The sequence below is a fragment of the Treponema sp. R80B11-R83G3 genome (assembly GCF_054786115.1).
Window position 1 is genome coordinate 1 of record NZ_BDHF01000008.1, and the last position, 15,765, is coordinate 15,765.

The following is a 15,765-nucleotide window of genomic DNA, read 5'->3' on the forward strand; positions in this document are numbered from 1 at the left end:
TTATCCGCATAAGATTGCGTCAGGTTTCGGCGCTTGCGCCGTTCTTTCAAATAATCGCTTTTATCCCAATCCCAAAACAAAGCGGAAAATTCAGCAAAAGTCGGCATTTCCTTTGGTCCCGGAAGTAGCTTCCCTTTCCTGTTCAACAAATTACAATAATTCCTTGCCGCCGTCTTATTGCTCTGTCCAGTAGTCCAGGGACCTAACCGTTTCCCCTCGCCGTCATAAGCGTAATAATAGACCACTGTTTTCCCCGAAGGAACAACCCTTGTAAACAAAGTAAAATCGTTATGCATAGCAAAACTCCTATTTTTTTGAAAATTGATGTCATACCTGATAACACCAATTTCCAAGCAGTTCAGGCGTACCGAACCAGCAACGCTAATTCCTTACAGGATATAGAGTTAGCACAGGAGAACCCCGACAACAACTGTTGTTTATTGCAATTTCAACAATGTTACCAGCATTGGGGAATCAGCGTTTGCCGATAACAAGCTGACCAGCGTTACCATCGGAAAAAGTGTTACCTCCATCGGGAAAAATGCTTTTTATAACAACCCACTGACCAGCATTACCATTGGGGCAAATAAAACTTATGCTGTTGTGTTTCCTGGTGACTTCGCAACATTCTATGATAAACAGAAAAAAAAGGCAGGGACATATACATGGTCGAGAAGCAAATGGTCGGTTAAATAACGCACGAATTTCTATACAGTACCGTCTTTGTATAGGGGCGAGTAGAATAAACCTAAGGCAATAGAGAACAAGATATTTGACACCATGTAAGGAGATTTAAATTTGAATGAAACAATTCGTCGCCTTCGCCCTATTCTGTATCTTCTACTCGCTTTCCTCGCCGGCTGCCTATGCGCAGGACTTTTCTTCAATAGACAACGATTTGCAAACATTGGAATCCTTGATAAACGATACGCTAACCAACACGCAAGAGCAGCAGAAACTATTGGAAAACTTGAAACAGAACTTGAACGCGAGCGCGGAATTAATCGCAAATTACGAGAACACAATCAAAGAGCAAGAGAACTTACTGGCGGACTTACGGAAACAACTAACCGCAATGTCAGAAACTTACAAGAAGCAGTCAGCCTTATCGGCGAGATACGCGCAAAACTCAAAGTTTTGGCGAGCTTTTACAATAATAGCGATCCCGGTAACAGCGGTAATTAGCGGCAGCGTGGTGTGGGCGATATGTAGATAATTTTTAACCACGAACCACACGAACCAGATCGAAGCGAGAGCGAAGATATTTACTACAAATATGCGTTTTGTATAAAGATATTTGAAAATTGCTAATTACCGCTAGAAGATGTATGCCCAATAAAATCCTTGAGTACAGTCAGGGCAGGGCTGCCGGTGGCAAAAACATCTTCTGTGGGTTCCCCGACGTAGAGACTTTGGAATAAAACAAAGAAAATTCAGAGAATAAAAGTCCGGCGACGTACCCTAGATAAAGCTTTCTACCCACCGCTATTTAGTCGCCGGAAAGGCTCGGAGTCGGGTTCTCCCAGAGTTTTTGCCACCGGCAGCCCTGCCCTGACTGTACTGAATAAATTCCTTGGGCATACATCGTGTAGTAGTAATTTGTGTTGGTTCGTGGTAAAAAGTAAAAATCAATACCCGTCAGACATCAGGCGGTTCTGATCGCGCTGGTACAATTCCTGATACACAAAACTGCGAGTTTTAAGTTTTTCTTTTACCGCTTTTGTAAACGGCATATAACGCCAGAAAGTGCCGCGCACGTCTTTGTCCAGTTTTTGAATGCCTTCCGCTTCTTTGGTCATCCACATAATATAATCGCGGATAAAAAATTCTTTAATGTCGCCCTTTAACTTTTGCGCTTGAAACCACTGATAATAATGGCCTGTTAGCCCTTCTTCCATCCAGTAAAAAGAAGCTTTCTCTTTTGCCACCTGCCAGCGAAGATCGGCGACAGCGGTAAGGATTGCCAAATATAAATTTTTCGGGTACATGGGAATTATAATCCGTCCACGGCTTGTTGCGCGGTTATAACGGTCAAACGGTTCCCAGCAAAAACCCATATCGCCGTAAGTGGGTATTAACAGCACATACGGAACAATGCGGTTTAATCTGTTTTTATAAATGCGGCAAAAAGCTTCAGCGTCTATGCTTTCGATTCTTGCAAGCATAGAGATGACATTTTCCCGCGTCGCCACATCATTAGGGCCGCAGTGAAAATATTCCGAGGTAAGCACAGGGAAATGGTTTCCCTGCCGTCCTACTGTCATCTTTGCCATTTGGCGTATAGTGTCAAATTCGGCGTCTATAGCGCCGACATCTACGGTTACGGTGCCACCCTCGTTTTCAAGTTTATCAGATAAATGTTCAACATCGGCCTGAGCGGTGACAAAATCCTTAATGCTCAATTCCAATTCATGATCATTTTTTAACATTTGCTTAAGCAGATTTTGAATTTCATTAATTGCCGCTTTTTGAGCTTCTGACATACAATCGCTTACATCAGTCAGCTCTTGCAAAGGAACGCGTTCAAATACCGAGGTAATCCTGTCGCGTATTATTCTTTCAATTTCATCGCGTTCTTTTTCTCTTGTTTTTAAAAGGGTTCTTGCGCCGTCAAATTTGCCCTGCGCTTTTTCCAGCAATGCCTGTACTTTAGACTGGTTGTTTCCTTTGGTTATTCGAACCTCATCCGTGCTGGAGGGGCGCATTTTCGCGACTCCAATCGCATTGAGCCATTCGTCCATATAAAGAACTGGCTGATCCATCGAATTGTCATCCACTATCTTACTGAAAAAATCCCTTGTATCGGGGTTAAGAAAAGTGGGATGCAATATCGCAAAACGGAGCAGGTACTTTTTTGGCGGTGGAAGCTTGCTAGTCGCTTTTTTCGCTATATTACAAAGAAATTCCCAATATGGCGAAATAAATTGCTGTCTGAATACGCCGCGATCCTTTGGGTCTTTTGCGGTTAAATATTTCTGTAAAATAGTGTGTACCCTTTGGGCAATGTCGCCCTCATTGGTAAGGGCTGTTTTATAATAATTGGGATCATTAAAAAAATTATGCCCTTTTTCCTCCAGACGTTTTTTTATCTGCGGAAATTCAGAAGCGGCTAAATCAACCTCTCCCCCCGATGTTGCTGATATATCCGCGAAATCATCCTTGTTTTTTCCACCAAAAATATCGCTGAAATCCGGAATAGGAGCGTTACCGGCGCCTGCACCGGTACCAGTACTTGCTGTTCCAAGTAATGCGGCTAGTTCGGGATCCATGTCCCCATTGTTTGCGTTTCCACCCATAAATTTATGATAATTCGTTTTTATTTAATTGTCAATGTTTAAAATCTATAGTATTCTAAAGTATTGGAAGCAACCAAAAACAAAATTTCCAAGATTGGAGGACTTTATGAAAAAACAAATCGTACTTCTGGCACTTACAGTCGCCATTATGCTTACCTTCTCGTGCAAAAAAACGGAAGGATCAACCGCTCATCAAACAGAGAATATTGAAGAAACCAAATCCGTAACAACAACAACGGAGGTAAATACTAAGAAACAAGGATTTGTTTTAAGGGTAAATACAGGTTTGTACGCGATAGACGGCGAGGATAAAGAAGATGCGTCAACAAAAACAAAATGGATTGCGAGCTTAAGCCTTGGAGACAGTATAACAACCGGAAAAACCCGCCGGATGACTTACAACAACAAAGAATACGATTTTATCGAAGTTCGCCGCGATGCTAAAACCGAAGGTTTTTCTCTCGTTAGTCAGATCGCCGTTGGCGGAGTTCTTGCGGTAGTAACCGACGAGAAAGCCAATTTGTATAAGTCGCCAAAAACTGTCGATGTAACGAACACAATAGTATCCCAAAAAACAGTGCTGGTTTATTTTCCCGAAACAGAAGCCGGCGGTTTTGTAGAAGTTAAAGGTATTGACTGCGAAAATAGCAACGCGATTCCGGAAGGCAGGTATATGCGTCTTAATACGCTCTCCAGAAACGATTCTAATATTCAATCTTCCATCTTGTTGCAAACCGCCCAGACTATGACAAATGCAAACCAGACAATCGCCAGGGAAGCATTGCTTAAATCGGCATTACAGGATTATCCTGATTCCGTGTTTTTTGATGAAATAAATAACATTGCGAATCCCTCTACTATGGATTCCGCCACTGATAATGAAAACTTCGGATTAGAACAATAACAGCCGTAAATCTTAGTTCAGAAGCGAGTCAAGGTCAATTTCCCCGGCAGTGCATGGGACGGTAACGCCCCAGTTTTCCAGCACTTCCGGGTGAAGTTCGCCGAAAACGCCGATTGGCTTTCCACGGTAAATAATTGCAGCCGCCCGCCCGGGAATAAAACGCGAATCAGAGGATTCTTCCACTTCATATTCGCGTGAAAGGTAGTAAAAGAGAGTCTGCAATTCGGCGGCGGCTGTGTTAAAGTTTGCGTCCGACCCTGAGTGAAGAAATCCGGCGAATTGGCGGGTTTTACTGCGGTAAACTTCCGTTTCGTCCAAAAAAGCGATTTTTCCCACTTCAAAGATTTTATGCGGATAAACAGAGCGTCCCGATATTGATTCGCTCTCCATGAGCGATGCCAACACCGAGTCGCGTACATATTCATAATTTTCCGTCATAGGGTTAAAAATGCGGATTATTTTGCCGCCGTTGCCACGCATTTTTTCTACAAGGTCTTTTCGGGAGCCTAAGTAGTTGTAGATCATTTCCTGATAGCCTAAGCCGATAAGGAGTTCCTTCACCTGCCTGCTAAAAAGGGTAATAGGCAAAAGCCGCCCGATAGTGAAGTCCGCCGGACGCTCCGGTTTAAACGATTTAAGGGAGCGGCCTATCATCACATCTTCCATAACATCGGCGGCGTGAAGAAAATCGTTTCGGTACTCGGGCGGCCAAGCGCGAACGCCTTCGGTTTTTTCCGTTTTTTGCCCGCGCTCGCAATCGTTGGCTTTTTCCGCTTTTACGCCCATGCGCGTAAGAGCGTGCACACATTCATCCGCGCTTAATTTTTCGCCAAGGAATTTTTCTATCCTTGAAAGAGAGCAAAAGACCGGCTCCTGAAAATAATACGGAGTTACCATGCTTTTTCCAAAGGGCGTGTCAAACTCGTACTCAACTTCCACAGGCTCAATCGTAAAGCCGTTGTCTGCAAGATCGCAGGCGACAATCGAATTGGCAAGGTTGAGGGTCGCAATGTCAGTTCCGGTAAGCTCGATAAAAACTTCATTGTCGCCTACCTGTACCGCGCCCAAGTCGTTTGAATTGATGATGGGCGGATAAGAGAGAACAAAACCCTCAGCGTCAGTTAAAAGAGGGTGGATTGGCTCATGTTCCTGAATAAAGGCGTATTCCTTGCCTTTGGGGTGCTGTTTAAGGATTTCGCGCAGGGTAAGCGGAACATCCCACTGGAGAGGCACAAAGGAAACGGAATCGGGGTCTACGCCCTTGTAAATAATCGGCCATTTTATAAGCGAAGTTCTGTAAATACCCATCGAAATAGTGCGCCGTTTCCGTCCGAAATTCCACGCAAGTTTTTCCTGAGTTTGAATCATGTCGCGCAGTAATGAGTCGGAAATGGGCTTGCCTTTAGCGACAAAACCTGAAAGATACGGGCGTACCTGTTTTACGGTAGCCAAAACTCTCACTTTGCGAGTGGTTTTTTTTACGTTATTCGTGCTTGAAAAAAAGTCATAATTGGGGATTTTACCATCTAAATATACCCTAAGCTGACGGGCACACCCCGCAGTTCCCCAAAGATCGGGGCGATTTGTGTCATTTAGCTCGATTTTTAGGGTTCTTTCCCCTTCTGGAAGGCTTTTATCGCTATCCTCATCAAGCTCGGCCTTGGCGCAGACAAGGGCATCTTCAAATTCATCCCTGCTTTTCCAGCGGCTTTTTCCACCGGGACAGCCTGCAAGAGTATAGAAAACTTGTTCATTTACTTCAATTTTTGGCATTTTATAGTCCTTAATTATGAATAGTCAATTATAGCCAATTTCTAACGGAGCGTCTACATACCTACAAAATTTTATAGGTTTTTATGAATTTTGGCTTGCCATTAGAAGAATACCTCTGTATAATGGAATCAAATTTATTTTTTGGAGGAAAAAAAATGAAAAAAATTACTCTCGTATTACTGTTGCTTGCTTTAGTTGCAAGTTTCAGTTTCGCTCAGGGCAAAGGCCTTATTGGTATTGCTATGCCAGAAACTCACGTCCAACGTTGGATAAAAGACGGTGAGGCTCTTAAAGCGAATGCAATAAAACTTGGTTATACTGCAGAAGTCAACTGGGCGAATGCCGATCAGCTAATTCAGAACGCTATTATTCAGGCTTACTTAAACAAAAAACCCAAAGCGTTAATTATTGGCAATATTAATGACGGTGTTGGTTCTGCGGTAACCGCCGCTAAGAAGGCAAAAGTACCAATTCTTGCTTATGATCGGCTTATCCAAAACACCGCGGATTATGATTACTTTATAACCTTTAACAACAAAAACGTCGGACAACTTCAGGGACAGGCCATTGTAAAAGCCCTCAACCTTGACGCAGCTACTACTGCCGCCCCTAAAAACATCACCCTTTTTGCCGGTTCATCCACTGATGACAACGCAAACTTCTTCTTTGACGGCGCTATAGAAGTTCTTACTCCGTACATCGACAAAGGCGTACTCAAGGTAATAGGACCCTATCCCAAAAATTCCAAAGACAAAGCTACTTTCCTGCAGATTGCTACCGAAAACTGGCAAGCGGATATAGCCAAACGCCGTATGGAAGGCCTCCTTATTAATGATGCCAAGAGCGTAACCTTGGATGCAATTCTTGCCCCGAATGATCCTATCGCCCGTGCGGTTATTGAAGCTTGTAAAGCGGATTCCAAATACAGGGCCAAACTGCCGGTCGTTACAGGACAAGACGCTGAATTCGCTTCCGTAATGTCCATAAAGAACGGTGAGCAATACATGACAATCTTTAAAGATACCAATAAACTTGCAGAAGCTGCGGTTATTCTGGTTGATCAAATTATCAGAGGCGTAAAACCGGCTGATATTAAGGTTCCCGGAGCAGTTGTTGCCGCTGATGTTGGGCTTGCAGCCATTGGCGATACAGGCAAGAAAAAAGTAACAGTTTATCTGTTACAAGTCCAGTCAATAACCAAAGACAATATTAGTGTTCCCGCAGACGCAGGTTTCTATCCTGCTGATGAAGCTGCCCAGATTAAAAGGTAAGTAATTTCAAGTAAAAAACGGGAGGACGAAAGTCCTCCTGTTTTTTTTAATAAAAAAAGCGGAGGCTGCCGGATGAACGAATATATAATGGAAATTAATAATTTGACCAAAGATTTTCCCGGCGTAAGGGCTTTAGAGAATGTCTCGATAAAAATAAAACAGGGCGAGATTCATTCCCTTGTCGGTGAAAACGGCGCAGGCAAGTCTACCCTGATGAGCGTTATTTCAGGCGTATATCCCAAGGGGGATTACGAGGGAACGGTATTTTATAAAGGAAAAGAAACGCATTACCACAGCGTTAAAGACAGCGAGAAAGAAGGGCTTGCCATTATCCATCAGGAACTGGCGTTAAGCCCATATTTACCAATCTATGAAAATATTTTTCTGGGGCATATGCAGACAACGTTCGGCATAATAAACTGGAATCACTATATAAAAGAATCAAAAAAATTTTTAGATATTGTAGGTTTAAAAGAACCTCCCGAAACCATAGTAAGCAAATTAGGAGTGGGAAAACAACAGCTAGTCGAAATAGCCCGCGCCCTATCAAAAAAAGTAGACCTCTTAATTTTGGACGAGCCTACATCTTCGTTGAATGACGATGAAAGCGAAAAACTGCTTAACCTGATTCTTGATTTTAAAAAGCAGGGAATAACCTGCGTGATGATCTCCCACAAACTCAACGAAGTGCTTAAAGTGGCAGATACAGTAACGGTTATACGTGATGGCAAGTCCATAGCCAGTTATGATGTAAAAGAACAAAAACTTACCGAAGAACAGATAATCAGGGACATGGTAGGAAGAGATTTAACCCATCGCTTCCCTGAACGCAAAAGCAAACCAGGTAACACGGTAATGGAAGTGAAGAATTGGACCGTGTACCACCCTGAGTACCATAACATCAAGGTAGTAGACAACGTATCCTTTGATGTAAAAAAGGGAGAAATACTTGCGTTTTGCGGACCTATGGGAGCAGGACGCACCGAGTTGATGATGAGTATCTTCGGCAGATCCTACGGTAACCGTAGCGAAGGGGAATTGTACATCGACGGGAAACCTGTGTATCTTACTTCCAGTCGTTCGGCGATGAACAGCGGGCTTGGCTACATTTCTGAAGACCGCAAAGGTCTTGGGCTTATTTTAATTCAAGACGTTAAGACCAACATATCCAATTCCAGCCTTGGGAGTATTTCAAAATTCGGCGTGATTAACAATATGGAGGAAATTAAACTGGCGGAAAAGTTCCGCAAAGACCTTAATATAAGAACTCCTACGATAAATCAAATTGTTCGTAACCTTTCAGGCGGCAACCAGCAGAAAGTGGTAGTAAGCAGAAGCTTAGCGGCAGAACCTGAGATTTTTATTGTAGATGAGCCGACGCGCGGTATTGACGTCGGAGCAAAGACGGAAATTTACAACATACTGAACGATCTGGCGGCGACTGGCAAGAGTATAATCATGGTCAGTTCCGAGCTTCCAGAAGCTCTGGGCATGGCTGACCGTATATATGTAATGAACGAAGGAAAAATAAAAGGGGTACTGGCGCACGAAGAGGCGACACAAGAAAAGATCATGCATATGGCATTGGTCGGATAATATAATAAGGAGAGAAGTATGAGTAATAAACTTAACAACACGTACAATATAAAGGAGCTTATCAAACAAAATTTAAAAAGCTATTCCATGTTCATTATTTTAATGTTGATCATGGTTATCTTTGGTCCGCTGTGCGGCTGGACGAATTTTAACGGCCGTAATATTACCTATATTTTCTTCCAGTTCAGTTATGTTTTTATTCTGGCTACAGGAATGGTTCAATGTATTATTATATGCGGAATTGACCTTTCAGTCGGTTCGGTGGTCGCTTTTGTAGGCGCAATAAGCGTAATGATTTACAATACCGGCGTAGGAATGTTTGTTACTATAATTGCTTCTCTGATAATGGGTATAGCCGTTGGCGCTTTTCAGGGCTGGTTTATTGCGTATCCTAAAATTCCGCCCTTTATCGCTACGTTGGCAGGTATGTTGCTTTTCCGTGGGCTTACCTATATTGTAACCAAAGTAAGCCCGGTAAACCCGCATGATGACATTTATTCCTATTTTTCTACAGGAACGATAGATTATGATCTTCTGCACATGGAAGATCCGGTTATTTTTGATTATTATCCGACACCCTTTATATTTGCGTTAATTATAATTGTAATCTTATGGTTAGTAGAATTTAAAAACAGGAAAACAAAAATAGCCCATGGACATCCTGTTTCTCCTATGCCGGTTACTATTGTTAAACTGGCACTTTTCAGCATTTTGTTGCTCGTTCTTGCGGAACGTTTTGCCTCTTACCTTGGGCTTCCTATTGTCGTAATCGTGCTGTTAGTAACGGTAGGGCTTTTCCACTTTATTATGAAAAACACGGTTCTTGGCAGGTATATTTACGCGGTTGGCGGTAATGAGCGTTCCGCAAAACTGTCCGGTATTAATACTGAATTAGTTACGTTTATTGTGTACTGTATTATGGGAGCGTTGTCGGGGCTTGCGGCTGTAGTGAGTACAGGGTACATGAACAGCGCCCTTCCACAGGCTGGAAATATGTTTGAAATGGACGCAATAGCGGCTTGTTACATAGGCGGCGTATCTGCCACCGGCGGTATAGGCACTGTTGTAGGGGTTGTTATCGGAGGACTTATAATGTCAGCCATTAACAACGGTATGACCCTTATGAACTTAGGCGCCCATTACCAGTACGTAGTTAAAGCGCTTGTCGTGCTATTGGCAGTCTTCTACGACGTATATTCACGCAGAAAAGCCGGATTAGGTTGATTATAACCTGGCGCTTACTCTGTTGATCATCTCTCTAAAGCTGATTCCCTCTTTTTTAATCAGGCGGATAAAAGAATTGTCCTCCGGTTTTCCAAGCACCTGTTCCATCTCTGCCTGATTGCGGAATGTGGCTTTTTTAAACTGGTTACGGTAATCCTTTGCCCTGCTCTCATAGATCTGTTCTTCTATCCAGTGATGAATATCAAGAACTAATATTAATTCCTTTTTAAAAAGTTCAATATCAGGAATTTCGTTTGTCCCCCGAAGAAACTCAAGAACCGCCCATGCGTGACGGCTTTTATCAAGCGTATATTCATCGTTCCAAAGATCGTATTCATTGTGAATCTCGTCCCAATTTTTATATTTGCCTTCTCCAATTTCCTTCCGCAGTTTATCAACGCGGAAAGCTGGGGCAATTTGACCGCCTGAGTTTACCCAATCTTTTACGCGTTCTTTTGCGCTTAACAAATCACATAGGTCGTTATAACTCAGTTCCGGTCTTGAGTCAAAATATTCGGCGATGGTTTTCATAGCGTAATAATGCAGCATCTGGCGGTATGCAAGAACGGCTTCAAGCGGCTTTATTACCACTTGGCCGCGCTTGCTGTTTTCAAAGTGATTACAGTTTATTTTTCGCACAGCCTCGCCTTGCAGTATTTTTTCGCTCATTTCCACAATACTCATCGGTAGAATTCCATTTTCTGACAGCCATGTCTCAAGGAGTGACAAAGCGGAAATGATTTCCTCCGCAGTGTCAGGCGCAAGGTAGTCCGACTCTATTCTCTGGATTTTTATTTTTCTTTTGTCACGGTTTTTGGTTTTCCATGAATTGCGTTCAAGCGCGTAAAGGTTATGCATCCAAAAATACGCGGGCATTACTTCAAGATGGTCCTTATGTACATTGTTGTTTACAAGTGAGAATGGCAGAGGAATATTTAACTCCGACGGATAATCTCCCTTGGCGATAATCACAAAAGAAGCGAACACGCTTGAGTGCTTCAAGCTGACAGCCAGTCCCGGCCAAAAACCGCGTTTAGCGCGTATTTCACCGTCATTTGCGCGGCTGTTGTGGTTACTGCCGAGTGTAGCCGCCGCCGCCATGTTTGACATTCCCTCGATAAGACTGGCTATTAAAAATGAATTGTTGTGGTGCTGTTCATGCACGGGGAAAATCAAATTGTTAAGTATCTCACAGCATGACACAGTGGAATTGTCGCCTAACACAGAGTGAATAAGACGCGCCCCGTACTTTAAGTTACAATTTCTGCCCATGACAAAACGCACCGCTTTGGAACCGTAAAAAGCGTTACAGGCGTATCCCACAATGCCGTTCACCATTTCCACGCCCTCGCCTATCTGCGTAGGCTCTTCGGCGGATGACTGTATCGTAATGTTTTTAAGTTTATTCGCTCCCTTAATGTAAGCGCACTCCCCCACCGCCGTATCCTTGATAATTGAACAGCTCTTAATCACCGCGTTTGCGCCGATAACTCCGTAACTGCCCCGTAAACTGCCGTATTGTTTTTGCGTAATCTCCGCCAATTTAGCGGTCAATGCGGTATCATCACGATACGCAGCCCAAAGATACGCGTCTGCGGCGATCATTTTATCGAACGGCAAAATGGAACGCCCGCCGGCTTCGTTCATCACGTCAATCCAGACGCGCACTTCTTCGTCTTCGCCGTCTTTTATCGCGCCGTTTCCGAATTTTGCGTGGTTGGTAGTCTGCAATTCATTGACTTCGGAGAGGATACAGTTGTTCCCGATAATATAATTGGAAACAAACGCGCAGTTTTGTATCGCGGTGTCATCGCCAATGTCGCAGGAAACAATTGTGCTATTACGAATCCCGGTAGAAATACAAAAGTCATGATGTTTGAGCAGAACATTTTGCAAAGAGCCTATGCGCACAAGACCGTAAAAATTTGAATCGCGGATCAAAGAAGGATCAAATGGATCGATTACAAGAAAATCGTCCCACTTAGCGCAGTAATTTTTATTTTGAAGCAGTATTTCAATTTCTTCAGGGTTAAGCCGCCGCCAACTGTCTTTCTTTTTAGAAAACAATTCTGTCTGCTGAGCGTTCCTCTGCCAGTACTCATCCGCGCCCGGCGGCAGGTATTGAGCGGGAATAAAATCGTAACCGTGGCGTTCTATGGGCAGGACGTTTTTTGTCTTCATGAGTTAATTATACAATCTTTGGTTATGGGAGTAAATCCGAAAGAACTCACACAGATAGCACAGATTAAGAGTTTTGTCAAAAAATAATTGCTTATTTTACTTTGAAAAATCGTGAAAAAGTCATATATTCAATATGGAAGAAACAGTAATAAAAATAGCAGTTTTGAGGCTGTAAACCGAAAATAGGAAAATATACACAGTACACCGATTGACATAATATTACTATTTGTGGTATTTTGTAACTATGAGGCATAATACACCCATGCGAGCGGACTACCCCATTCGGGTATCGGGTATCGGGTATCGGGTATCGGGTATCGGGTATCGGGTATCGGGTATCGGGTATCGGGTATCGGGTATCGGGTATCGGCGACCTGCAGATTTTATTGTAACGATAGCCTTTATTGGGCCTACGCCGTTTTGCTTTTGTTCCGTAAACACGCTCAACGTTTCGCGTGCATATTTTGGGCGGGTATCGGGTCAGACCCCCAATTATACTTAGACTACGATAAGATTCGTGTCAACTGTCTAATAGTTATAGTTTTTATCCCCAACAGTTTATTTTCTCTATTTCCTCACTTCTCTTTCCCACAAACAGTGGTCTTTGCATCGTTTTCAAAAAAAACACCGCATGGCGGTGGCATTAAATATAGGCATCTTTAGGAGTATAAGATGAAAAAAAGATTTTTTACAGTTGTTTTGCTGTTTGCCGCGCTGTCCGTTTTTGGGCAAGCAAATAAGCCAGTTCCGCTGGATACGGCGCTCATGGTGGCGGCTGAACGCATTGACGGAAGGCTTTCGGAAGGAATTAAAATAGCGTTACTTAATTTTAATTCGCCAACCGATAAGTTTTCCGCCTATGTTCTTGATGAATTGACCGCTTATCTGGTTGACTCAGGAGTGCTGGAAGTTATTGACAGAAAAGAAATTGATCTTAGGCGCAATGAATTAAACTTCCAAATGTCAGGAGACGTTAGCGACGCGTCAATGCAGTCAATCGGGCGCACGCTTGGGGCGCAGTCTATAGTATCCGGCTCGCTTACGGAAATTGACGCCGGATACCGTATCGTAGTCCGCGTGTTAAATGTTGAAAGCGGGAAAGTGGAAGTGCAATATAGGACAAATATAATTAAGGACAACCTTGTAATGTCATTGCTTAATATAGCCCGTCCTCCAAAAACGGCGGGTGAAAAAACAGGGACAGGAGCGTTAAACATTTTGCTCGGTCTTGGCTCGTACCTTGAAGGCGACATTGGCGGCGGCATTACGGTTACGGCGGGTTACACTGTCGCGGCGGGGCTTTTTGTCGTAGAGGCTACAATGCTCGACTGGGACAATCCGATGGTCGGCGTTCCGGCGACCGCTGGAGTCGCGGTAGCGGGATTAACATTAGTTTACGGTTTTGTAAGGCCGTTTATCTACAGCCGCGCGCCGCGTGTAGCGGATGTTATGGACAACGCGCGATTTAAAATTGTTCAAACGCCAGTTTCAGATAACGGCGCTTTGGCTTTTCAATTGGCGTATTCCGTCAAGTTTTAAGGAGGCGATAAAATGACAAAACGGCAGATAGGGTTTTTTATTCTGATAATGGTTATAGGTATAACATTTTTAGGTTGTGATTTAATGGCGACTCTTTTTCACGGGGAAAAACCGCCCGACACTCATACCGTAACATTTAACGCCAACAGCGCGACTGGAACGCCGCCTGAAACGCAAACGGTAAACGCCGGCACGGTTATAAATCTTCCCGATAAAGGGGGTTTAAGCAAGGGGACGGATATATTTGTAGGCTGGAGCGAAAGCACAAGCGGGAGCGGGACAATTTACGCCGTCGGGGCTTCCGTTAAGGTTACCAAAGACATGGTTTTCTACGCCCGATGGTTTGACGTAAACACCCCGCAATTTACCGTTACCTATCACGCCAACGGCGGAAGCGGGACGGTTCCGCAACCGCAAACGGTCTACAGCGGAATAAGCGTTACCATCCCCGGAAAAGGGGATCTCAGCAAAAGCGGCAAAATATTCAGCGGATGGAATACGCTTGACACTGGAGGCGGAACGAACTACCTTGCGGGGGCGACATACACGGTAACCGCCAATGTAACTTTATACGCAAAATGGCTAAGCGAGGTTCAGTATACCGTTACTTATCACGCCAACGGCGGGAGCGGGGCTGTGCCGCAACCGCAAACGGTTGATCCCAATACGGAAGTTATCGTGCAGGATCAGGGAAGCCTGTCCTATACTGGAAAAAAGTTTATAGGATGGAATTCCCAAAGCAACGGCGGAGGAACAAACTATACGGTGGGGCAAACATTTAACGTTACGGGAAATATAACGCTATACGCGAAATGGCAGGATTCATATACCGTTACATTTAACGCAAACGGCGCGAGCGGCGTGGTTCCAACAGCGCAAACGGTAGACCCGGGAACGGTAATAAATTTGCCGGGTCAGGGGAGCATGACTTATTTATGGAAAACGTTTGAAGGTTGGAATACGTTGGCAAATGGCAGTGGTACAAGTTATGCGGAAGGCGAGGTTTATACCGTCAACGCAAATGTTACATTGTACGCAAAATGGGTAAGTCAACCAGATGCTCCACAAGGAGAAAATCCGCCGGGTAGTACTTTTATTGAGAAACTTGCTTATGTACGCAACAATGCAGGTGATGGAGTCGTGTTTGATATTGCAGTAGATAAAAATGAGTTCGTTGGACCGCAGACAGTTTCTACTATGGGTCGCAATATTACACTTATTATCCGTAGCGCAAGTTCGGCAGATATTAAGACAATACAGCTTGATGGGAAGGGGTATCTCTTTTCCGTTGACGCAAATATCACATTAAAATTGCAGAATATTGTGTTAAAAGGGCATAGTACTAACAATAAAGCTCTCGTTTCAGTAGGATCAGGCGGAACCTTAATTTTATATCAAGGTTCAAAAATTACGATGAATGCTAATTATGATAACAGTAGTCACGGATTTGGCGGGGGCGTATATGTTGCTGGTGGCTCTATTGAGTTAAACGAAGGTGCTGAAATAAGTGAAAATGAGATTAAAGGGGAAAATATGAGTTACGCAACATATGGAGGAGGTATTTATGTTACAAATGGAGGTAACGTAAATATACGGGGAGGAATAATTAGTGGAAATAAAGTAACTAATGCTTCGTTGGCTGGTGCTCTTGGAGGAGGAATAGCTGTTTTTGGAAATTCCACAGTAACTATGACAGGAGGAATAATTTCTAAAAATACAATTTCCAGTGGCCATAGACAGGATGGTGGTGGTATATATGTAGAGACCGGTTCAACTTTTATTAAACGTGCCGCCTCTGGTAGTAGTACTAGTGGAATTATTTATGGAGGAACCGGGGATAATGCAAATACTATTGGCGGTTCTGGAAAAGCGGTTTACCGTAATTGGGGCACTTTAAGAAGCCGAAACACCACCCTCGGCGGTTACGATGAAATTTCCACTGGAAATGATGTGGGGTGGGAGTAAAAAGGGAAAACGGCCC

The 15,765-nt window shown here is 43.6% G+C and carries 10 protein-coding genes and 2 pseudogenes; 8 read left to right on the plus strand and 4 right to left on the minus strand.

The annotated features are described in order from the left end of the window. Positions 1-296, minus strand: a pseudogene (locus tag ACYVRH_RS02080) (tyrosine-type recombinase/integrase); the annotation flags it as partial. Between the two features lie 166 nt (positions 297-462). Between ACYVRH_RS02080 and ACYVRH_RS02085 the strand changes: the two are divergent. Continuing rightward, a pseudogene (locus ACYVRH_RS02085) lies at positions 463-696 on the plus strand (leucine-rich repeat protein); the annotation flags it as partial. 102 nt (positions 697-798) lie between these two features. Continuing rightward, a complete protein-coding gene (locus ACYVRH_RS02090) occupies positions 799-1,185 on the plus strand; it encodes a hypothetical protein (protein WP_461255271.1) in 387 nt (128 codons plus the stop codon). Between the two features lie 443 nt (positions 1,186-1,628). Here the strand turns inward: ACYVRH_RS02090 and ACYVRH_RS02095 are convergent, their stop codons facing one another. Continuing rightward, a complete protein-coding gene (locus ACYVRH_RS02095; RefSeq protein ID WP_461255272.1) occupies positions 1,629-3,296 on the minus strand; it encodes a hypothetical protein in 1,668 nt (555 codons plus the stop codon). 106 nt (positions 3,297-3,402) lie between these two features. On the opposite strand from ACYVRH_RS02095, the gene ACYVRH_RS02100 reads away from it, so the two are divergent. Continuing rightward, positions 3,403-4,200, plus strand: a complete 798-nt coding sequence (locus ACYVRH_RS02100; protein ID WP_461255273.1) for a hypothetical protein — start codon at positions 3,403-3,405, stop codon at positions 4,198-4,200. A gap of 12 nt (positions 4,201-4,212) precedes the next feature. Here the strand turns inward: ACYVRH_RS02100 and pheT are convergent, their stop codons facing one another. Then, positions 4,213-5,973 (minus strand): phenylalanine--tRNA ligase subunit beta, encoded by a 1,761-nt coding sequence (pheT, locus tag ACYVRH_RS02105; RefSeq protein WP_461255274.1) that lies wholly within the window; start codon positions 5,971-5,973, stop codon positions 4,213-4,215. A 155-nt stretch (positions 5,974-6,128) separates the two neighbouring features. On the opposite strand from pheT, the gene ACYVRH_RS02110 reads away from it, so the two are divergent. The 3 genes from ACYVRH_RS02110 to ACYVRH_RS02120 all read left to right on the plus strand — a co-directional run bounded on the left by ACYVRH_RS02110 (position 6,129) and on the right by ACYVRH_RS02120 (position 10,064). Then, positions 6,129-7,244: a substrate-binding domain-containing protein gene (locus ACYVRH_RS02110; RefSeq protein ID WP_461255275.1), complete on the plus strand. Its 1,116-nt coding sequence runs from the start codon at positions 6,129-6,131 to the stop codon at positions 7,242-7,244. A 72-nt stretch (positions 7,245-7,316) separates the two neighbouring features. After that, positions 7,317-8,840 (plus strand): ATP-binding cassette domain-containing protein, encoded by a 1,524-nt coding sequence (locus ACYVRH_RS02115; RefSeq protein WP_461255276.1) that lies wholly within the window; start codon positions 7,317-7,319, stop codon positions 8,838-8,840. An 18-nt stretch (positions 8,841-8,858) separates the two neighbouring features. Then, positions 8,859-10,064 carry an ABC transporter permease subunit gene (locus ACYVRH_RS02120; RefSeq protein ID WP_461255277.1) on the plus strand — a complete coding sequence of 402 codons (1,206 nt, stop codon included), beginning with the start codon at positions 8,859-8,861 and terminating at the stop codon, positions 10,062-10,064. Here ACYVRH_RS02120 and ACYVRH_RS02125 read toward each other — a convergent pair whose 3' ends face one another. Next, positions 10,065-12,245, minus strand: a complete 2,181-nt coding sequence (locus tag ACYVRH_RS02125) for a DUF4954 family protein (protein WP_461255278.1) — start codon at positions 12,243-12,245, stop codon at positions 10,065-10,067. 672 nt (positions 12,246-12,917) lie between these two features. Between ACYVRH_RS02125 and ACYVRH_RS02130 the strand changes: the two genes are divergently transcribed. Continuing rightward, the gene (locus ACYVRH_RS02130; RefSeq protein ID WP_461255279.1) at positions 12,918-13,784 is read left to right on the plus strand and encodes a CsgG/HfaB family protein; all 867 of its coding nucleotides are present in this window, start codon (positions 12,918-12,920) and stop codon (positions 13,782-13,784) included. A 12-nt stretch (positions 13,785-13,796) separates the two neighbouring features. After that, complete coding sequence (locus ACYVRH_RS02135; protein WP_461255280.1) at positions 13,797-15,749, plus strand: InlB B-repeat-containing protein; 1,953 nt, start codon at positions 13,797-13,799, stop codon at positions 15,747-15,749. Positions 15,750-15,765 lie beyond the last annotated feature (16 nt).